The sequence below is a fragment of the Pseudomonas sp. VA159-2 genome (assembly GCF_024126635.1).
Lineage (GTDB): Bacteria > Pseudomonadota > Gammaproteobacteria > Pseudomonadales > Pseudomonadaceae > Aquipseudomonas > Aquipseudomonas muyukensis.
On the sequence record NZ_JAMYBV010000027.1, the window covers coordinates 25,447 to 41,751 of the forward strand.

Below are 16,305 nucleotides of genomic sequence, written 5' to 3' on the forward strand. Positions count from 1 at the left end.
GGTACGCCAAATGTTGCAACCAAAGCGTACAAAATTCCGCAAGCAGATGACCGGCCACAACCGTGGTCTGGCACTGCGCGGTAGCAAGGTCAGCTTCGGCGAGTTCGCTCTGAAAGCTGTCGCTCGCGGTCGTCTCACCGCCCGTCAGATCGAGTCGGCACGTCGTGCCCTGACCCGTCACGTAAAGCGTGGCGGCAAGATCTGGATCCGTGTCTTCCCGGACAAGCCGGTTACCAAGAAGCCTCTCGAGGTTCGTATGGGTAAAGGTAAAGGTTCCGTGGAATACTGGGTTGCCCAGATTCAGCCAGGCAAAGTCCTGTACGAAATCGAGGGTGTTTCTGAAGAGCTGGCGCGCGAAGCTTTCGCCCTGGCTGCTGCAAAGCTGCCTCTCGCCACCTCCTTTGTTAAGCGGACGGTGATGTGATGAAAGCGAATGAACTTCGTGAAAAATCGGCACAGCAACTGAATGAGCAACTGCTCGGCTTGCTGCGCGACCAGTTCAATCTGCGCATGCAGAAAGCAACTGGCCAGTTGGGGCAGTCGCACCTGCTCTCGCAAGTTAAGCGTGACATCGCTCGCGTGAAAACTGTGCTCAACCAGCAGGCAGGTAAGTGATCATGGCTGAAGCTGAAAAAACCGTCCGTACGCTGACTGGCCGTGTCGTCAGCGACAAAATGGACAAGACCATCACCGTTCTGATCGAGCGTCGCGTCAAGCACCCGATCTACGGTAAATACGTTAAGCGTTCGACTAAGCTGCACGCGCACGACGAAACCAACCAGTGCAAAATCGGCGACAAAGTTTCGATCACCGAAACTCGTCCGCTGGCCAAGACCAAGTCCTGGGCACTGGTTGAAGTCCTCGAACGCGCTGTTGAAGTCTAAGGGCTAGGGGTCGGAGAAATTTTATGATTCAGACTCAATCCATGCTCGATGTGGCCGATAACAGCGGCGCTCGTCGCGTCATGTGCATCAAGGTGCTCGGCGGTTCGCACCGCCGTTACGCCGGCATCGGTGACATCATCAAGGTAACCGTCAAGGAAGCGATTCCGCGCGGTAAGGTCAAAAAAGGCCAGGTGATGACCGCTGTTGTCGTCCGTACCCGTCACGGTGTACGTCGCGCTGACGGTTCCATCATTCGTTTCGACGGCAACGCTGCTGTTCTGCTGAACACCAAGCAAGAGCCGATCGGCACTCGCATCTTCGGGCCAGTGACCCGTGAACTTCGTACCGAGAAGTTCATGAAGATCGTCTCGCTCGCCCCTGAAGTGCTGTAAGGAGATCCGACATGCAAAAGATTCGTCGTGACGACGAGATCATCGTGATCGCCGGCAAAGACAAAGGTAAGCGCGGTAAGGTGCTGAAGGTGCTCGCTGACGACCGTCTGGTCATCGGTGGTGTCAACCTGGTCAAGCGTCACACCAAGCCTAATCCGATGGCGGGCGTCCAGGGCGGTATCGTCGAGAAAGAAGCGCCTCTGCACGCTTCCAACGTTGCCATCTTCAACAGCGAAACCAACAAGGCTGACCGCGTTGGCTTCAAAGTTGAAGAAGGTAAAAAAATTCGTGTCTTCAAGTCGACCCAAAAAGCGGTTGATGCTTGAACACTGCTAGGTAGAAGACCATGGCACGACTGAAAGAGATTTACCGGAACGAAATCGCTCCTAAGCTTAAGGAAGAACTTAAGCTGTCGAACGTGATGGAAGTTCCGCGCGTTACCAAAATCACCCTGAACATGGGTCTGGGCGAAGCGATCGGCGACAAGAAAGTCATCGAACACGCTGTTGCCGACCTGGAAAAGATCACCGGTCAAAAGCCGGTCGTGACTTTCGCTCGTAAATCCATCGCGGGCTTCAAAGTCCGTGAAGGCTGGCCGATCGGTGTCAAGGTGACCCTGCGTCGCGAAAAAATGTACGAGTTCCTGGACCGCCTGCTGGCGATCTCCCTGCCACGGGTTCGCGACTTCCGCGGCCTGAATGCCAAGTCCTTCGATGGCCGCGGCAACTACAGCATGGGCGTGAAAGAGCAGATCATCTTCCCGGAAATCGACTACGACAAGATCGATGCTCTGCGCGGTTTGGACATCACCCTGACCACCACTGCTCGTTCGGACGACGAAGGCCGCGCTCTGCTGCGTGCTTTCAAGTTCCCGTTCCGCAACTGATTGGAGTAGGAAAATGGCCAAGAAGAGCATGAAAAACCGCGAGCTGAAGCGTCAGCTCACGGTAGCCAAGTACGCCAAAAAGCGTGCCGAGCTGAAAGCGACCATCGTCAACCAGAACGCCTCTCCTGAAGAGCGTTTCGCTGCCGTTGTCGCCCTGCAGAAGCAACCACGTGACGCCAGCGCCTCGCGCATGCGTAACCGTTGCCGCATCACCGGCCGTCCGCACGGCGTGTACCGCAAGTTCGGCCTCGGCCGTAACAAGCTGCGCGAAGCCGCCATGCGCGGTGACGTACCAGGTCTGGTCAAGGCCAGCTGGTAATCCGGTTGGCGTGACCACCGGCGGGAGGGGAGTGATCTTCCGACCGTCGGTGACCTCGCAACGAAACAAGCCCCTATATGGGGCTTGTTTCGTTTCTGCCTTGTGTCTAGAATGACCGGCTCACCTGAGCCTGGGTTTTTTGCCCTGCCTGCTCGGGTGGTTGTGATAGCCGCAAGGCTAATAATTCTTGTATCAGGAGCATCTAGCCCATGAGTATGCAGGACCCGTTAGCGGACATGCTAACTCGCATCCGTAATGCCCAGATGGCTGAAAAGTCTGTCGTAAGCATGCCTTCCTCCACCCTGAAGGTCGCGGTTGCCAAAGTACTGAAAGACGAAGGTTACATCGCCGGCTACGAAGTCACTGGCGAAGCCAAGCCTTCCCTGTCGATCGAGCTGAAGTACTTCGAAGGCCGTCCGGTCATCGAAGAGCTGAAGCGTACCAGCCGTCCTGGCCTGCGCCAGTACAAGGCCGTTACCGAGCTGCCGAAAGTACGTGGCGGCCTGGGCGTGTCTATCGTCTCCACCAACAAAGGTGTGATGACTGACCGCGCTGCGCGCGCTGCCGGTGTCGGCGGCGAAGTTCTGTGCACAGTGTTCTAAGGGGAGATAGGCATGTCTCGCGTCGCTAAGAACCCCGTTAAGCTGCCAGCAGGCGTCGAAGTCAAATTCGCCGGCCAGCAGCTTTCGGTGAAGGGTGCCAAGGGCACTCTCGAACTGAACGTTCACTCGTCTGTTGAAGTTACCGAAGAAGCTGGTGAGCTGCGTTTCGCACCTCGCAACGGTGATCAGCAAGCTCGCGCCATGGCCGGTACCACCCGCGCCCTGGTCAACAACATGGTCCACGGCGTAAGCCAAGGCTTCGAGCGCAAGCTCCAGCTGGTCGGTGTTGGTTACAAGGCACAGGCCAAGGGCACCGTCCTGAACCTGGCCCTGGGCTTCTCGCACCCAGTGGATTACGAACTGCCAGCCGGTATCACCGCTGAAACCCCAAGCCAGACCGACATCCTGATCAAGGGTATCGACAAGCAGCTGGTAGGTCAGGTGGCCGCTGAAGTCCGCGGTTTCCGTCCGCCAGAGCCTTACAAGGGCAAGGGTGTGCGTTACGCGGACGAAGTAGTCCGTCGTAAAGAAGCCAAGAAGAAGTAGGGCCTAGCAAATGACCGACAAAAAAGTTACTCGACTGCGTCGCGCTCGCAAAGCACGCCTGAAAATGCACGAGCTCGAAGCCGTGCGTCTGTGCGTGTTCCGCTCCTCGCAGCACATCTATGCCCAGGTCATTTCGGCCGACGGCAGCAAGGTTCTGGCAAGCGCCTCGACCTTGGACAAAGAACTGCGTGATGGCGCCACCGGCAACATCGACGCGGCCACTAAGGTTGGCAAGCTGGTAGCTGAGCGCGCGAAAGCCGCCGGTGTATCTCAAGTTGCCTTTGACCGTTCCGGCTTCAAGTACCACGGCCGCGTCAAGGCGCTGGCTGATGCTGCTCGTGAAGGCGGGCTGGAGTTCTAAGTTATGGCAAATAACGATCAAAAGCGCGACGAAGGCTACATCGAGAAGCTGGTTCAAGTTAACCGCGTAGCCAAGACCGTCAAGGGCGGCCGTATCTTCACCTTCACCGCGCTGACCGTGGTGGGTGATGGCAAGGGCCGCGTTGGTTTCGGCCGTGGCAAATCGCGCGAAGTACCTGCCGCGATCCAGAAAGCCATGGAAGCTGCTCGCCGCAACATGATTCAGGTTGACCTGAAGGGCACCACCCTGCAGTACGCCACCAAGGCCGCCCACGGCGCCTCGAAGGTCTACATGCAGCCTGCCTCGGAAGGTACCGGTATCATCGCCGGTGGCGCCATGCGTGCCGTCCTGGAAGTCGCTGGCGTCCAGAACGTTCTGGCCAAGTGCTACGGCTCGACCAACCCGGTGAACGTGGTTCACGCCACCTTCAAGGGTCTGAAAGCCATGCAATCCCCTGAGTCCATTGCTGCCAAGCGCGGCAAGACTGTTGAGGAGATCATCTGATCATGGCAACCGTAAAAGTAACGCTGATCAAGAGCACCGCCGGCCGCCTGCCTAACCACAAGCTGTGTGTTAAAGGCCTGGGTCTGCGTCGCATCGGTCACACTGTAGAAGTCCAGGATACTCCCGAAAACCGCGGGATGATCAACAAGGCTTACTACATGCTGAAGGTCGAGGGTTAATCGATGAAACTCAATGATCTGAGTCCAGCGCCGGGTTCCCGTCGCGAGAAGCACCGTCCAGGCCGTGGTATCGGTAGCGGTCTGGGCAAGACCGGTGGCCGTGGTCACAAAGGTCAGACCTCCCGCTCCGGTGGCTCCATCGCTCCAGGCTTCGAAGGCGGTCAACAGCCGCTGCACCGTCGCCTGCCGAAGTTCGGCTTCGTTTCCCTGAAAGCCATGGACCGCGCCGAAGTGCGTCTGTCCGAGCTGGCCAAGGTGGAAGGCGATCTGATCACCGTTCAGTCCCTGAAGGACGCCAACGTGATCGGCCAGCACGTACAGCGTGTGAAAATCATGCTGTCGGGCGAAGTCACTCGCGCAGTCACCCTCAAGGGTATCGCCGTCACCAAAGGTGCACGTGCGGCTATCGAAGCAGCTGGCGGCAAGTTCGAGGAATAAATGGCTAAGCAAGGTGCTCTCTCTTCGCTCGGTAAGGGCGGGATGTCGGAACTCTGGGCTCGTCTGCGCTTTCTGTTCATGGCGATCATCGTCTATCGGATTGGCGCGCACATCCCAGTGCCAGGCATTAACCCGGACCGTCTCGCGGATCTGTTCCGGCAGAATGAGGGGACCATTCTTAGCTTGTTCAACATGTTTTCCGGTGGCGCGCTGGAGCGCATGAGCATCTTTGCACTGGGGATCATGCCGTACATCTCGGCATCGATCATCATGCAGCTCATGACCGCTGTCAGCCCGCAGCTGGAGCAGTTGAAGAAGGAAGGTGAAGCTGGCCGTCGCAAGATCAGCCAGTACACCCGCTACGGCACCGTTATCCTGGCGCTGGTTCAAGCCATTGGCATGTCCATTGGCCTGGCCAACCAGGGCGTGGCGTTTTCTGCAGGCCTCGGCTTCCATGTCGTCGCCGTCTCCACCTTCGTGGCGGGCGCGATGTTCATGATGTGGCTCGGCGAGCAGATCACCGAGCGCGGTGTGGGCAACGGTATCTCGATGTTGATCTTCGCAGGTATCGTTGCCGGTCTTCCGAGAGCAATCGGGCAGTCTTTCGAGTCTGCGCGTACAGGCGATATCAACATCTTCGCCCTGGTCGCTATCGGTTTGCTGGCAGTAGCGATTATCGGCTTCGTGGTGTTCATCGAGCGTGGTCAGCGGCGTATCGCCGTTCACTACGCCAAGCGTCAGCAGGGCCGCAAGGTCTTCGCTGCGCAGACCAGCCACCTGCCGCTGAAAGTGAACATGGCGGGGGTCATCCCGGCCATTTTCGCGAGCAGCATCTTGCTGTTCCCGGCTTCGCTGGGTGCCTGGTTCGGTCAGTCCGAAGGTATGGGCTGGCTGCAGGACATCTCGCAGTCGATCGCTCCTGGTCAGCCGTTGAACATTCTGCTGTTTAGTGCAGGGATCATTTTCTTCTGCTTCTTCTACACAGCGCTGATGTTCAACCCGAAAGACGTAGCGGAAAACCTGAAGAAGTCCGGTGCCTTTATTCCGGGTATCCGTCCTGGTGAGCAGTCGGCACGCTACATTGATGGCGTTCTGACCCGTTTGACCATGTTCGGTGCTCTTTACATGATGGCCGTCTGCCTTCTGCCCCAGTTCCTGGTGGTGGCTGCAAACGTGCCGTTCTACCTTGGCGGGACCTCGTTGCTGATTGTGGTAGTGGTTGTGATGGACTTCATGTCCCAAGTACAATCGCACCTCGTTTCGCACCAGTACGAATCCCTGATGAAGAAAGCCAACCTGAAAGGCTACGGCGGCAGCGGTCTGCTGCGCTGATCTAGCCCCTTAAGGTTCGAGGAGTCGGTAATGAAAGTTCGTGCATCGGTGAAAAAGCTGTGCCGCAACTGCAAGATCATTCGTCGCGAAGGTATCGTGCGCGTGATCTGCAGCGCGGAACCGCGTCACAAGCAGCGCCAAGGCTGAGTGTGATCCGCGCTTCAAACCCAGCAGCTAGTGTGCTGCTGGGTTGATTATTCGTTTCTACAGCGATATTATCTCGCGCCCTATTTCTTGGCTTCCGGGGCGTAGGTAGCTGTCAATTGGAGTCCCACTGAATGGCCCGTATTGCAGGCGTCAACATTCCAGATAACAAGCATACTGTTATCTCGCTGACCTACATCTATGGTGTCGGTCGCACTACTGCACAGAAAATCTGTGCAGACGCTGGTGTCAACCCAGCCGCAAAGATCAAGGATCTGAGCGACGAGCAAATCGAAACCCTGCGTGGCGAAGTCGCGAAGTTCACCACCGAAGGTGACCTGCGTCGTGACATCAACATGAAGATCAAGCGCTTGATGGACCTGGGTTGCTACCGCGGCCTGCGTCATCGTAAAGGTCTGCCGGTTCGCGGTCAGCGCACCAAGACCAACGCACGCACCCGCAAGGGCCCGCGTAAGCCGATCCGCAAGTAATCGCCCAGGAATATAGACATGGCAAAACCTGCTGCTCGTCCTCGTAAAAAAGTCAAAAAGACAGTGGTTGATGGCATCGCCCACATCCATGCGTCTTTCAACAACACCATCGTGACCATCACCGACCGTCAGGGCAACGCACTGTCCTGGGCTACTTCCGGTGGTTCGGGTTTCCGTGGTTCGCGCAAATCCACCCCGTTCGCAGCTCAGATCGCTGCTGAGCGTGCTGGTCAAGCTGCGCTGGAATACGGTCTGAAGAACCTCGACGTTAACGTCAAGGGTCCAGGTCCAGGTCGTGAGTCCGCCGTTCGTGCACTGAACAGCTGCGGCTACAAGATCGCCAGCATCACCGACGTGACGCCAATCCCGCATAACGGGTGCCGTCCGCCGAAGAAGCGTCGCGTGTAATCAGGAGACAGATAAATGGCACGTTACATTGGTCCAAAATGCAAACTGTCTCGCCGTGAAGGCACTGACCTGTTCCTGAAGAGCGGCGTTCGCGCTCTGGAATCGAAGTGCAACATCGAAGCAGCCCCAGGTATCCACGGCCAGCGCCGTGGCCGTCAGTCCGACTACGGTACCCAGCTGCGCGAGAAACAAAAAGTCCGTCGTATCTACGGCGTGCTGGAGCGTCAATTCCGCGGTTACTACCAAGCGGCTGCCTCGAAGAAAGGCGCCACCGGTGAGAACCTGCTGCAGATGCTCGAGTGCCGTCTGGACAACGTCGTTTACCGTATGGGCTTCGGTTCCACCCGTTCCGAGTCCCGTCAGCTGGTTTCGCACAAAGCGATCAGCGTGAACGGCAAGACCGTAAACATTCCATCCTACCAAGTTCGTCCGGGTGACGTGGTCGCAGTTCGCGAGAAGTCGCTGAACCAGCTGCGCATTGTTCAAGCCCTTGAACTGTGCGCCCAGCGTGGCCGCGTTGAGTGGGTTGACGTGGATGCTGCCAAAAAGTCGGGCGTTTTCAAGAACGTTCCTGCTCGCAGCGACCTGTCCGCCGACATCAACGAAAACCTGATTGTCGAGCTCTACTCCAAGTAAGGGCTAGAAAATAGGTGCATCCATGCAGATTTCGGTAAATGAGTTTCTGACACCCCGTCACATCGACGTGCAGGTTGTCAGTCCAACCCGCGCCAAGATCACGCTCGAGCCTCTCGAGCGTGGCTTCGGCCATACCCTGGGCAACGCGCTGCGCCGCATCCTGTTGTCCTCCATGCCTGGCTGTGCAGTAGTCGAGGCCGAGATCGATGGCGTACTCCATGAGTACTCCGCGATCGAAGGTGTACAGGAAGACGTCATTGAAATCCTGTTGAACCTGAAAGGCCTGGCTATCAAGCTGCACGGTCGTGACGAAGTTACGCTGACCTTGTCGAAAAAGGGTTCGGGGGTGGTTACCGCTGCCGATATTCAGCTGGATCACGATGTCGAGATCGTCAACCCCGATCACGTAATCGCGAACCTGGCGTCCAACGGCGCCCTGAACATGAAGCTCACCGTAGCTCGTGGTCGCGGTTACGAGCCGGCCGACTCCCGTCAGACTGACGAAGACGAAAGCCGCAGCATTGGCCGTCTCCAGCTGGACGCTTCGTTCAGCCCGGTGCGTCGTATCGCCTACGTGGTCGAGAACGCCCGTGTTGAACAGCGTACCAACCTGGACAAGCTGGTCATCGATCTGGAAACCAACGGCACCCTGGATCCTGAAGAGGCTATCCGTCGCGCCGCGACCATCCTGCAACAGCAGCTGGCCGCGTTCGTCGACCTCAAAGGTGACAGCGAGCCGGTCGTGGTCGAGCAGGAAGACGAGATCGATCCGATCCTGCTGCGCCCGGTTGACGACCTGGAACTGACTGTACGTTCGGCCAACTGCCTCAAGGCGGAGAACATCTACTACATCGGCGACCTGATTCAGCGTACCGAAGTAGAGCTGTTGAAGACTCCTAACCTGGGCAAGAAGTCCCTGACTGAAATCAAGGACGTCCTGGCCTCTCGTGGTCTGTCTCTCGGCATGCGCCTCGACAACTGGCCGCCTGCAAGTCTTAAGAAAGACGACAAGGCGACTGCCTGATCGTCGTAATCACCGAACGTAGTGTTTGGTAAGGAATGAATCATGCGTCATCGTAAAAGTGGACGTCACCTGAGCCGTACCAGCTCTCACCGCAAGGCTATGTTCCAGAACATGGCAGTGTCGCTGATCGAGCACGAGCTGATCAAAACCACCCTGCCGAAAGCCAAGGAACTGCGCCGCGTTGCCGAGCCGCTGATCACCCTGGCCAAGGAAGACAGCGTAGCCAACCGTCGTCTGGCCTTCGATCGTACCCGTTCGAAGTCCGCCGTTGGCAAACTGTTCAACGACCTGGGCAAGCGTTACGCCACCCGTCAGGGCGGCTACCTGCGCATCCTGAAGTGCGGTTTCCGCGCTGGCGACAACGCGCCTATGGCGTACGTCGAGCTGGTTGATCGTCCGGTCGGTGGTGTTGTAGAAGCTGCCGAGTAAGACGTTCTGTCTGCTACAAGAAACCGGGCCTAGGCCCGGTTTTTTGTTGTCGGATGAATTGTTATTTTCTATTGATGTGAGTCACTTAATGAATTTGTTCTTGTAACGCTGCTCGTCAATACTCTCTCCAAGCCGATTAGCCGGCCGTTCAAGACCCGATAAGGAGAGCCCATGAGCAAGATTCTCACCACCGCCAGCGGTGCCCCCGTTGCTGACAACCAGAATTCCCGTTCCGCCGGCCCGCGCGGCCCGCTGCTGCTCGACGACTTCCATCTGATCGAGAAGCTGGCCCACTTCAATCGCGAGAACATTCCTGAGCGTCGTGTCCATGCCAAGGGCTCGGGCGCCTACGGTACCTTCACCGTCACCCGTGATATCAGCGGCTACACCAGCGCCAAGTTGTTCGATGCCATTGGCAAGCGCACCGAAACCTTCCTGCGTTTCTCCACGGTCGGTGGTGAGCGCGGCTCCGCCGATACCGAGCGCGATCCACGTGGCTTCGCGGTGAAGTTCTACACCGAGGAAGGCAACTGGGACATTGTTGGCAACAACACCCCGGTGTTCTTCATCCGCGACCCGCTGAAGTTTCCCGACTTCATTCACACCCAGAAGCGCCACCCGCAGAGCAACCTGAAGAACGCCCAGATGATGTGGGACTTCTGGTCGCATTCGCCCGAAGCGCTGCACCAGGTCACCATCCTGTTCTCCGACCGCGGCATCCCGGATGGCTATCGCCACATGCACGGCTTCGGCAGCCACACCTACAGCCTGATCAATGCCAAGGGCGAGCGCACCTGGGTCAAGTGGCACTTCAAGACCCAGCAGGGCATCAAGAACCTGGCACCGGCCGATGCCGCGCGCCTGGCTGGCACTGACCCGGACTACGCCCAGCGTGACCTGTTCGAAGCCATCGAGCGTGGCGACTTCCCGCGCTGGACCGTGTGCATCCAGGTGATGAGCGAAGCCGAAGCGGCTGCTCGGGCAGAAAACCCCTTCGACGTGACCAAGACCTGGTCGCAGAAGGAGTACCCGCTGATCGAAGTGGGAGTGCTGGAGCTCAACCGCAACCCGCTCAACTACTTCGCCGAGGTCGAGCAGGCCACCTTCGGCCCGAGCAACATGGTCCCGGGTGTCGGCCTGTCGCCGGACCGCATGCTGCAAGGCCGGGTATTCGCCTACGCCGATGCGCACCGCTACCGGGTGGGCACCAACCATCAGCACTTGCCGGTCAATGCCGCGCGCAGCCCGGTCAACAGCTACCAGCGTGACGGTTCGATGGCGATGGGCAGCTACGGCAGCGCGCCGAACTACGAGCCCAACAGCTATGCCGACGCGCCGAAGCAGTCGCCACGCCATGCCGAGCCGGCGCTGGCACTCAGTGGGGCGGCGGATCGCTACGATCACCGTGAAGACAGCGACTACTACAGCCACGCAGGCGCGCTGTTCCGCCTGATGAGCGCCGAGCAGAAGGCGCTGCTGATCAGCAACATCGCCGGCACCCTGGTCGGGGTCAGCGAGGATGTAGTGCAGCGTCAGTTGCAGCACTTCTTCAAGGCTGATCCGGCCTACGGCGAAGGCATCGCCAAGGCCCTGGGCGTGAATCTCGCCTAAGTCGAAGTGATAAGAAGAACCGCCCTCATTTGGGCGGTTTTTCAATGAATATCACTACTGTTTAACCGATTTTTTGCATCCGATTGCGCGGTTTTCAGTGACCGCGGGCAAAAGCTGGTTCACACTAGTGGTCATTGACGCATTCACAGGGAGAAGCAGGGCGATGCAAGGTCACCCGGACGTAATCAACTACCTCGTCACGTTGCTGAAGGGCGAACTGGCAGCACGCGATCAGTATTTCATCCACTCGCGCATGTACGAAGACTGGGGCCTGACCAAGCTCTACGAACGTATCAACCACGAGATGGAAGAAGAGACGCAGCACGCCGATGCCCTGATGCGCCGTATCCTCATGCTCGAAGGCACCCCCGACATGCGTGCCGATGATCTCGAAGTCGGCACCACGGTGCCCGAGATGATCGAGGCCGACCTCAAGCTCGAGTACAAGGTGCGCGCCGCGCTGTGCAAGGGCATCGAGCTGTGCGAACTGCACAAGGACTACATCAGCCGCGACATCCTGCGCGCGCAGTTGGCCGATACCGAAGAAGACCACACCTACTGGCTGGAAAAGCAGCAGGGCCTGATCAAGGCCATCGGCCTGGAAAACTACCTGCAGTCGCAGATGTAAACAGCGGGGCTGCTTTGCAGCCCATCGCGACACAAGGCCGCTCCTACAGGCGATCGCGCAGCCTCGTGCGTCCCCCTGTAGGAGCGGCCTTGTGTCGCGATAGGGGCGCAAAGCGCCCCCATGGCCTTCAAGCCCGATCCCGCTCCAGCAGCGGTTTCAGGTAATGCCCGGTATACGACTGCTTCTTCTCGGCCAGCTCTTCCGGCGTGCCGCAGGCAATGATCTGCCCACCCTTGGAGCCACCCTCCGGCCCCAGGTCCACCAGCCAGTCGGCGGTCTTCACCACATCCAGGTTATGTTCGATCACCACCACGGTGTTGCCGTGGTCGCGCAGGCGGTGCAACACGTCCAGCAACTGCTGGATATCGGCGAAGTGCAGGCCGGTGGTCGGCTCGTCGAGGATGTACAGGGTCTTGCCGGTGTCGCGCTTGGACAGCTCGCGGGACAGCTTCACGCGCTGCGCCTCGCCCCCCGACAAGGTGGTCGCCGACTGCCCCAGCTTGATGTACGACAAACCGACGTCCATCAGGGTTTGCAGCTTGCGCGCCAGCGCCGGCACCGCGTCGAAGAACTCGCGGGCATCCTCGATGGTCATTTCCAGCACCTCGTGGATGTTCTTGCCCTTGTACTTGATCTCCAGGGTTTCACGGTTGTAGCGCTTGCTCTTGCACACGTCGCACGGCACGTAGATGTCCGGCAGGAAGTGCATTTCCACCTTGATCAAGCCATCGCCCTGGCAGGCTTCACAACGGCCGCCCTTGACGTTGAACGAGAACCGCCCCGGGCCGTAGCCGCGTGAGCGCGATTCTGGCACGCCGGAGAATAGCTCGCGGATCGGTGTGAAGATGCCGGTGTAGGTCGCCGGGTTCGATCGCGGGGTGCGGCCGATCGGGCTCTGGTCGATATCCACCACCTTGTCCAGGTGCTGCAGGCCATCCATGCTGCTGTGCGGTGCGGCCTCCAGGCTGCTTGCGCCATTCAGGGCGGTGGCAGCCAGCGGGAACAGGGTGTTGTTGATCAAGGTCGACTTGCCCGAGCCGGAAACCCCGGTCACGCAGGTCAGCAGGCCGATCGGGATTTCCAGGTCGACGTTCTGCAGGTTGTTGCCGCGCGCGCCCTTGAGCTTGAGCTGCAGCTTCTTGTTGCGCGGGGTGCGCTTGGCTGGCACGACGATCTTCTTGCGCCCGGACAGGTACTTGCCGGTCAGCGAGTCTGGGTGGTCCATGACCTCCTGCGGCGAACCCTCGGCGACGATCTGGCCACCGTGCACCCCGGCGCCCGGGCCGATGTCGACCACGTAGTCGGCCAGGCGAATGGCGTCTTCGTCGTGTTCCACCACGATCACCGTGTTACCCAGGTCGCGCAGGTGGTTGAGGGTGGCCAGCAGGCGGTCGTTGTCCCGTTGATGAAGGCCGATGGACGGCTCGTCGAGGATGTACATCACCCCCACCAGGCCGGCACCGATCTGGCTGGCCAGGCGGATCCGCTGGGCTTCACCGCCAGACAGGGTATCGGCACTGCGGTCCAGGGTCAGGTAGTCGAGGCCGACGTTGACCAGGAACTGCAGGCGTTCGCAGATTTCCTTGAGGATCTTCGCCGCGATCTCGCCGCGCCGCCCGGTCAGGGTCAGCGCGCCGAAGTAGTTGCTGGCTTCGCCGATCGGCAGGTTGGTCACCGCCGGCAGGGTCTTCTCGCCCACCCATACGTGGCGCGCTTCACGGCGCAAACGGGTGCCGCGGCAGTCGGGGCAGGGCTGGGTGCCGAGGAACTTGGCCAGCTCTTCGCGCACGGTGGCCGACTCGGTCTCGCGGTAGCGGCGCTCAAGGTTCGGCACGATGCCTTCGAACGGGTGCGAGCGCTTGACGATATCGCCGCGGTCGTTGAGGTACTTGAAATCGACGCTCTGCTTGCCGCTGCCGTGCAGGATGACTTTCTGGTGATCGGCCGAGAGCTGGCCGAACGGCTCCTCGAGGCTGAAGCCATAGTGCGCGGCCAATGAGCCGAGCATCTGGAAGTAATAGACGTTGCGCCGGTCCCAGCCGCGTATCGCACCCTCGGCCAGGGTCAGTTCGGCGTTGACCAGGCGCTTGGTGTCGAAGAACTGTTTCACGCCCAGGCCATCGCAGGTCGGGCAGGCGCCGGCCGGGTTGTTGAAGGAGAACAGCTTCGGCTCCAGCTCGCTGATCGCGTGGCCGCAGACCGGGCAGGCGAAGCGCGCGGAGAAGATCATGTGCTCGCCAGGCTCGTCGTCCATCGGTGCTACCAAGGCGATGCCGTCGGCCAGCTTGAGCGCGGTCTCGAACGACTCGGCCAGGCGCTGCTGCAGGTCGGCGCGGACCTTGAAGCGGTCCACCACCACGTCGATGCTGTGCTTTTTCTGTTTATCCAGCTTGGGCAGCTCGTCGAGCTCGTAGAGCTTGCCGTTGACCCGGGCCCGCACGAAGCCCTGGGCGCGCAGCTCGTCGAACACCGCCAGGTGCTCGCCCTTGCGCTCGCGGACCACCGGCGCCAGCAGCATCAGCTTGCTGCCTTCGGGTTTTTCCAGCACCAGGTCGACCATCTGGCTGATCGTTTGCGCCTCCAGCGGGATGTCGTGGTCCGGGCAGCGCGGCGTGCCGACCCGGGCATAGAGCAGGCGCAGGTAGTCGTAGATTTCGGTGATGGTGCCCACGGTCGAGCGCGGGTTGTGCGAGGTCGACTTCTGTTCGATGGAGATCGCCGGCGACAGGCCTTCGATGGTGTCGACGTCGGGCTTTTCCATCATCGACAGGAACTGCCGGGCATAGGCCGACAGCGACTCGACGTAGCGGCGCTGGCCTTCGGCATACAGCGTGTCGAACGCCAGCGAGGACTTGCCGGAGCCGGACAAGCCGGTGATCACGATCAGTTTGTCCCGGGGCAGGGTCAGGTCGATGTTCTTCAGGTTGTGGGTACGCGCCCCACGGATCAGGATCTTGTCCACTACGGCCTCGCTCGGCGGGCATAAACAAAGGAGTATACGGCGCGCTGCCATTACGCGGCAAAGCGTCGCGTATATGCCGTCAAGGCGTCGGACTGATAGAATCGCCGCCGGTTCACACGAGGTTAATCCATGCACGACACCCACAACGAGCGCATGAGCGGCAGCGAAACCCGCGCCGCGAGCGGCCTGGCCCTGGTCTTTGCCTTTCGTATGCTGGGCATGTTCATGGTGCTGCCGGTGCTGGCCACCTACGGCATGGACCTGGCCGGCGCCACCCCCGCGCTGATCGGCCTGGCCATCGGTGCCTATGGCCTGACCCAGGCGGTGTTGCAGATCCCGTTCGGGGTGATTTCCGACCGCATCGGCCGCCGTCCGGTGATCTACCTGGGGCTGGTGATCTTCGCCCTGGGCAGTGTGCTGGCGGCCCAGGCCGACTCGATCTGGGGCGTGATCGCCGGGCGCATCCTGCAGGGCGCCGGGGCGATCTCCGCGGCGGTCATGGCCTTGCTCTCGGACCTGACCCGCGAACAGCACCGGACCAAGGCCATGGCCATGATCGGCATGAGCATCGGCCTGTCGTTCGCCGTGGCGATGGTGGTCGGGCCACTGCTGACCCGCGCCTTTGGCTTGTCAGGATTGTTCCTCGCCACCGCAGGACTTGCCTTGGTCGGCATTGGCCTGATCGCCTTCGTCGTGCCCAATTCGCACAGCGTGCTGACCCATCGTGAGTCTGGTGTCGCCCGTCAAGCCCTTGGCCCGACCCTGCGCAATCCGGACCTTCTGCGCCTGGACATCAGCATTTTCGTGCTGCACGCCATCTTGATGGCCAGCTTCGTCGCGCTGCCCCTGGCCTTCGTCGAGCGCGGCGGGCTGCCCAAGGAACAGCACTGGTGGGTGTACCTGACCGCGCTGCTGGTTTCATTTTTTGCAATGATCCCCTTCATCATTTACGGGGAGAAGAAGCGCAAGATGAAACGCGTGTTGCTTGGCGCGGTCAGTGTCCTGCTGCTGGTGGAGGTGTTCTTCTGGCAGTGGGCTGACAACTTGCAGGGACTGGTGATCGGCACCGTGGTATTCTTTACCGCATTCAACCTGCTGGAGGCATCCTTGCCTTCGCTGGTCAGCAAGGTATCGCCTGCCGGTGGCAAGGGGACGGCAATGGGGGTGTATTCCACCAGCCAGTTCCTCGGCGCCGCGCTGGGAGGCATCCTCGGTGGCTGGTTGTTCCAGCACGGTGGCTTGAGCATGGTGTTCCTCGGGTGTGCGGTGTTGTGCGTCCTGTGGTTGCTCACTGCGTTGCGCATGAACGAGCCACCCTACGTGACCAGCCTGCGCATGCCTTTGACGCCAGAGGCGGTCCGGGAAGCCGGGCTGACCGAGCGCCTGTTGGCCGTGCCGGGTGTGACCGACGCCGTGGTGGTGGCAGAAGAAGCCGCCATCTATATCAAACTGGATACGAAAATTTTGGACCGCGCGACCCTCGAGCGTCTGGTGAACCCAGCCGCTTCGGCGTGCGAAGCCTAGGAGAA

General features: G+C 59.8%; 24 protein-coding genes. 23 read left to right on the plus strand and 1 reads right to left on the minus strand.

Going from position 1 to position 16,305, the window contains the following annotated elements; translation table 11 throughout:
* Nucleotides 1-10: 10 nt before the first annotated feature.
* From rplP to bfr, 22 genes are all read left to right on the plus strand, one after another.
* Nucleotides 11-424 (plus strand): 50S ribosomal protein L16, encoded by a 414-nt coding sequence (gene rplP, locus NJG22_RS20760; RefSeq protein ID WP_009397508.1) that lies wholly within the window; start codon nt 11-13, stop codon nt 422-424.
* On the plus strand, nt 424-615 hold the full coding sequence (gene rpmC, locus NJG22_RS20765) for a 50S ribosomal protein L29 (protein WP_002555481.1): 192 nt from the start codon (nt 424-426) through the stop codon (nt 613-615). The genes rplP and rpmC overlap by 1 nt, the downstream gene beginning before the upstream one ends.
* A gap of 2 nt (nt 616-617) precedes the next feature.
* Entirely contained in the window at nt 618-884 is a 267-nt protein-coding gene (gene rpsQ, locus NJG22_RS20770; RefSeq protein ID WP_023534981.1) for a 30S ribosomal protein S17, read from the plus strand.
* A 23-nt stretch (nt 885-907) separates the two neighbouring features.
* Nucleotides 908-1,276: a 50S ribosomal protein L14 gene (gene rplN, locus NJG22_RS20775; RefSeq protein WP_008089810.1), complete on the plus strand. Its 369-nt coding sequence runs from the start codon at nt 908-910 to the stop codon at nt 1,274-1,276.
* Between the two features lie 11 nt (nt 1,277-1,287).
* Nucleotides 1,288-1,602, plus strand: coding sequence for a 50S ribosomal protein L24 (rplX, locus tag NJG22_RS20780; RefSeq protein WP_023629180.1), 315 nt, complete (start codon nt 1,288-1,290; stop codon nt 1,600-1,602).
* Nucleotides 1,603-1,622: 20 nt separating this feature from the next.
* Complete coding sequence (rplE, locus tag NJG22_RS20785) at nt 1,623-2,162, plus strand: 50S ribosomal protein L5 (protein ID WP_012316517.1); 540 nt, start codon at nt 1,623-1,625, stop codon at nt 2,160-2,162.
* Between the two features lie 13 nt (nt 2,163-2,175).
* Nucleotides 2,176-2,481, plus strand: coding sequence for a 30S ribosomal protein S14 (gene rpsN, locus NJG22_RS20790; protein ID WP_134693399.1), 306 nt, complete (start codon nt 2,176-2,178; stop codon nt 2,479-2,481).
* 209 nt (nt 2,482-2,690) lie between these two features.
* On the plus strand, nt 2,691-3,083 hold the full coding sequence (rpsH, locus tag NJG22_RS20795; protein ID WP_134693400.1) for a 30S ribosomal protein S8: 393 nt from the start codon (nt 2,691-2,693) through the stop codon (nt 3,081-3,083).
* A 12-nt stretch (nt 3,084-3,095) separates the two neighbouring features.
* Nucleotides 3,096-3,629, plus strand: coding sequence for a 50S ribosomal protein L6 (rplF, locus tag NJG22_RS20800; RefSeq protein ID WP_253097371.1), 534 nt, complete (start codon nt 3,096-3,098; stop codon nt 3,627-3,629).
* Between the two features lie 10 nt (nt 3,630-3,639).
* Nucleotides 3,640-3,990, plus strand: coding sequence for a 50S ribosomal protein L18 (rplR, locus tag NJG22_RS20805; RefSeq protein ID WP_011531893.1), 351 nt, complete (start codon nt 3,640-3,642; stop codon nt 3,988-3,990).
* A gap of 3 nt (nt 3,991-3,993) precedes the next feature.
* Nucleotides 3,994-4,494 carry a 30S ribosomal protein S5 gene (gene rpsE, locus NJG22_RS20810; protein ID WP_023629184.1) on the plus strand — a complete coding sequence of 167 codons (501 nt, stop codon included), beginning with the start codon at nt 3,994-3,996 and terminating at the stop codon, nt 4,492-4,494.
* 2 nt (nt 4,495-4,496) lie between these two features.
* The gene (gene rpmD, locus NJG22_RS20815) at nt 4,497-4,673 is read left to right on the plus strand and encodes a 50S ribosomal protein L30 (RefSeq protein ID WP_028690238.1); all 177 of its coding nucleotides are present in this window, start codon (nt 4,497-4,499) and stop codon (nt 4,671-4,673) included.
* A 3-nt stretch (nt 4,674-4,676) separates the two neighbouring features.
* Nucleotides 4,677-5,111, plus strand: a complete 435-nt coding sequence (gene rplO / locus NJG22_RS20820) for a 50S ribosomal protein L15 (protein ID WP_011531896.1) — start codon at nt 4,677-4,679, stop codon at nt 5,109-5,111.
* Nucleotides 5,112-6,443: a preprotein translocase subunit SecY gene (gene secY / locus NJG22_RS20825; RefSeq protein WP_003255459.1), complete on the plus strand. Its 1,332-nt coding sequence runs from the start codon at nt 5,112-5,114 to the stop codon at nt 6,441-6,443. It abuts the gene before it with no gap.
* 30 nt (nt 6,444-6,473) lie between these two features.
* Entirely contained in the window at nt 6,474-6,590 is a 117-nt protein-coding gene (gene rpmJ, locus NJG22_RS20830) for a 50S ribosomal protein L36 (protein ID WP_011531897.1), read from the plus strand.
* Between the two features lie 131 nt (nt 6,591-6,721).
* Entirely contained in the window at nt 6,722-7,078 is a 357-nt protein-coding gene (gene rpsM, locus NJG22_RS20835; RefSeq protein ID WP_003255457.1) for a 30S ribosomal protein S13, read from the plus strand.
* Between the two features lie 18 nt (nt 7,079-7,096).
* Nucleotides 7,097-7,486: a 30S ribosomal protein S11 gene (rpsK, locus tag NJG22_RS20840; RefSeq protein ID WP_003255454.1), complete on the plus strand. Its 390-nt coding sequence runs from the start codon at nt 7,097-7,099 to the stop codon at nt 7,484-7,486.
* 15 nt (nt 7,487-7,501) lie between these two features.
* Nucleotides 7,502-8,122 carry a 30S ribosomal protein S4 gene (gene rpsD / locus NJG22_RS20845; RefSeq protein ID WP_134693401.1) on the plus strand — a complete coding sequence of 207 codons (621 nt, stop codon included), beginning with the start codon at nt 7,502-7,504 and terminating at the stop codon, nt 8,120-8,122.
* Between the two features lie 22 nt (nt 8,123-8,144).
* Complete coding sequence (rpoA, locus tag NJG22_RS20850) at nt 8,145-9,146, plus strand: DNA-directed RNA polymerase subunit alpha (protein ID WP_003255452.1); 1,002 nt, start codon at nt 8,145-8,147, stop codon at nt 9,144-9,146.
* A gap of 42 nt (nt 9,147-9,188) precedes the next feature.
* Complete coding sequence (gene rplQ, locus NJG22_RS20855) at nt 9,189-9,575, plus strand: 50S ribosomal protein L17 (protein WP_134693402.1); 387 nt, start codon at nt 9,189-9,191, stop codon at nt 9,573-9,575.
* 171 nt (nt 9,576-9,746) lie between these two features.
* Nucleotides 9,747-11,186, plus strand: coding sequence for a catalase (locus tag NJG22_RS20860; RefSeq protein ID WP_253097372.1), 1,440 nt, complete (start codon nt 9,747-9,749; stop codon nt 11,184-11,186).
* A gap of 163 nt (nt 11,187-11,349) precedes the next feature.
* Entirely contained in the window at nt 11,350-11,814 is a 465-nt protein-coding gene (gene bfr / locus NJG22_RS20865; RefSeq protein WP_217850656.1) for a bacterioferritin, read from the plus strand.
* Between the two features lie 127 nt (nt 11,815-11,941).
* On the opposite strand, the gene uvrA is transcribed toward bfr, so the two are convergent.
* Entirely contained in the window at nt 11,942-14,776 is a 2,835-nt protein-coding gene (gene uvrA, locus NJG22_RS20870; RefSeq protein ID WP_253097375.1) for an excinuclease ABC subunit UvrA, read from the minus strand.
* Between the two features lie 129 nt (nt 14,777-14,905).
* Here uvrA and NJG22_RS20875 point away from each other — a divergent pair, with 129 nt between their 5' ends.
* Nucleotides 14,906-16,300 carry an MFS transporter gene (locus NJG22_RS20875; RefSeq protein WP_253097377.1) on the plus strand — a complete coding sequence of 465 codons (1,395 nt, stop codon included), beginning with the start codon at nt 14,906-14,908 and terminating at the stop codon, nt 16,298-16,300.
* The last annotated feature ends 5 nt before the right edge of the window (nt 16,301-16,305 follow it).

Excerpts from the sequence above, each read along its gene's own strand:
- rplP (WP_009397508.1), top strand. The coding sequence starts at position 11 with ATGTTGCAACCAAAGCGTACAAAATTCCGCAAGCAGATGACCGGCCAC.
- rpmC (WP_002555481.1), top strand. The coding sequence starts at position 424 with ATGAAAGCGAATGAACTTCGTGAAAAATCGGCACAGCAACTGAATGAG.
- rpsQ (WP_023534981.1), top strand. The coding sequence starts at position 618 with ATGGCTGAAGCTGAAAAAACCGTCCGTACGCTGACTGGCCGTGTCGTC.
- rplN (WP_008089810.1), top strand. The coding sequence starts at position 908 with ATGATTCAGACTCAATCCATGCTCGATGTGGCCGATAACAGCGGCGCT.
- rplX (WP_023629180.1), top strand. The coding sequence starts at position 1,288 with ATGCAAAAGATTCGTCGTGACGACGAGATCATCGTGATCGCCGGCAAA.
- rplE (WP_012316517.1), top strand. The coding sequence starts at position 1,623 with ATGGCACGACTGAAAGAGATTTACCGGAACGAAATCGCTCCTAAGCTT.
- rpsN (WP_134693399.1), top strand. The coding sequence starts at position 2,176 with ATGGCCAAGAAGAGCATGAAAAACCGCGAGCTGAAGCGTCAGCTCACG.
- rpsH (WP_134693400.1), top strand. The coding sequence starts at position 2,691 with ATGAGTATGCAGGACCCGTTAGCGGACATGCTAACTCGCATCCGTAAT.
- rplF (WP_253097371.1), top strand. The coding sequence starts at position 3,096 with ATGTCTCGCGTCGCTAAGAACCCCGTTAAGCTGCCAGCAGGCGTCGAA.
- rplR (WP_011531893.1), top strand. The coding sequence starts at position 3,640 with ATGACCGACAAAAAAGTTACTCGACTGCGTCGCGCTCGCAAAGCACGC.
- rpsE (WP_023629184.1), top strand. The coding sequence starts at position 3,994 with ATGGCAAATAACGATCAAAAGCGCGACGAAGGCTACATCGAGAAGCTG.
- rpmD (WP_028690238.1), top strand. The coding sequence starts at position 4,497 with ATGGCAACCGTAAAAGTAACGCTGATCAAGAGCACCGCCGGCCGCCTG.
- rplO (WP_011531896.1), top strand. The coding sequence starts at position 4,677 with ATGAAACTCAATGATCTGAGTCCAGCGCCGGGTTCCCGTCGCGAGAAG.
- secY (WP_003255459.1), top strand. The coding sequence starts at position 5,112 with ATGGCTAAGCAAGGTGCTCTCTCTTCGCTCGGTAAGGGCGGGATGTCG.
- rpmJ (WP_011531897.1), top strand. The coding sequence starts at position 6,474 with ATGAAAGTTCGTGCATCGGTGAAAAAGCTGTGCCGCAACTGCAAGATC.
- rpsM (WP_003255457.1), top strand. The coding sequence starts at position 6,722 with ATGGCCCGTATTGCAGGCGTCAACATTCCAGATAACAAGCATACTGTT.
- rpsK (WP_003255454.1), top strand. The coding sequence starts at position 7,097 with ATGGCAAAACCTGCTGCTCGTCCTCGTAAAAAAGTCAAAAAGACAGTG.
- rpsD (WP_134693401.1), top strand. The coding sequence starts at position 7,502 with ATGGCACGTTACATTGGTCCAAAATGCAAACTGTCTCGCCGTGAAGGC.
- rpoA (WP_003255452.1), top strand. The coding sequence starts at position 8,145 with ATGCAGATTTCGGTAAATGAGTTTCTGACACCCCGTCACATCGACGTG.
- rplQ (WP_134693402.1), top strand. The coding sequence starts at position 9,189 with ATGCGTCATCGTAAAAGTGGACGTCACCTGAGCCGTACCAGCTCTCAC.
- NJG22_RS20860 (WP_253097372.1), top strand. The coding sequence starts at position 9,747 with ATGAGCAAGATTCTCACCACCGCCAGCGGTGCCCCCGTTGCTGACAAC.
- bfr (WP_217850656.1), top strand. The coding sequence starts at position 11,350 with ATGCAAGGTCACCCGGACGTAATCAACTACCTCGTCACGTTGCTGAAG.
- NJG22_RS20875 (WP_253097377.1), top strand. The coding sequence starts at position 14,906 with ATGCACGACACCCACAACGAGCGCATGAGCGGCAGCGAAACCCGCGCC.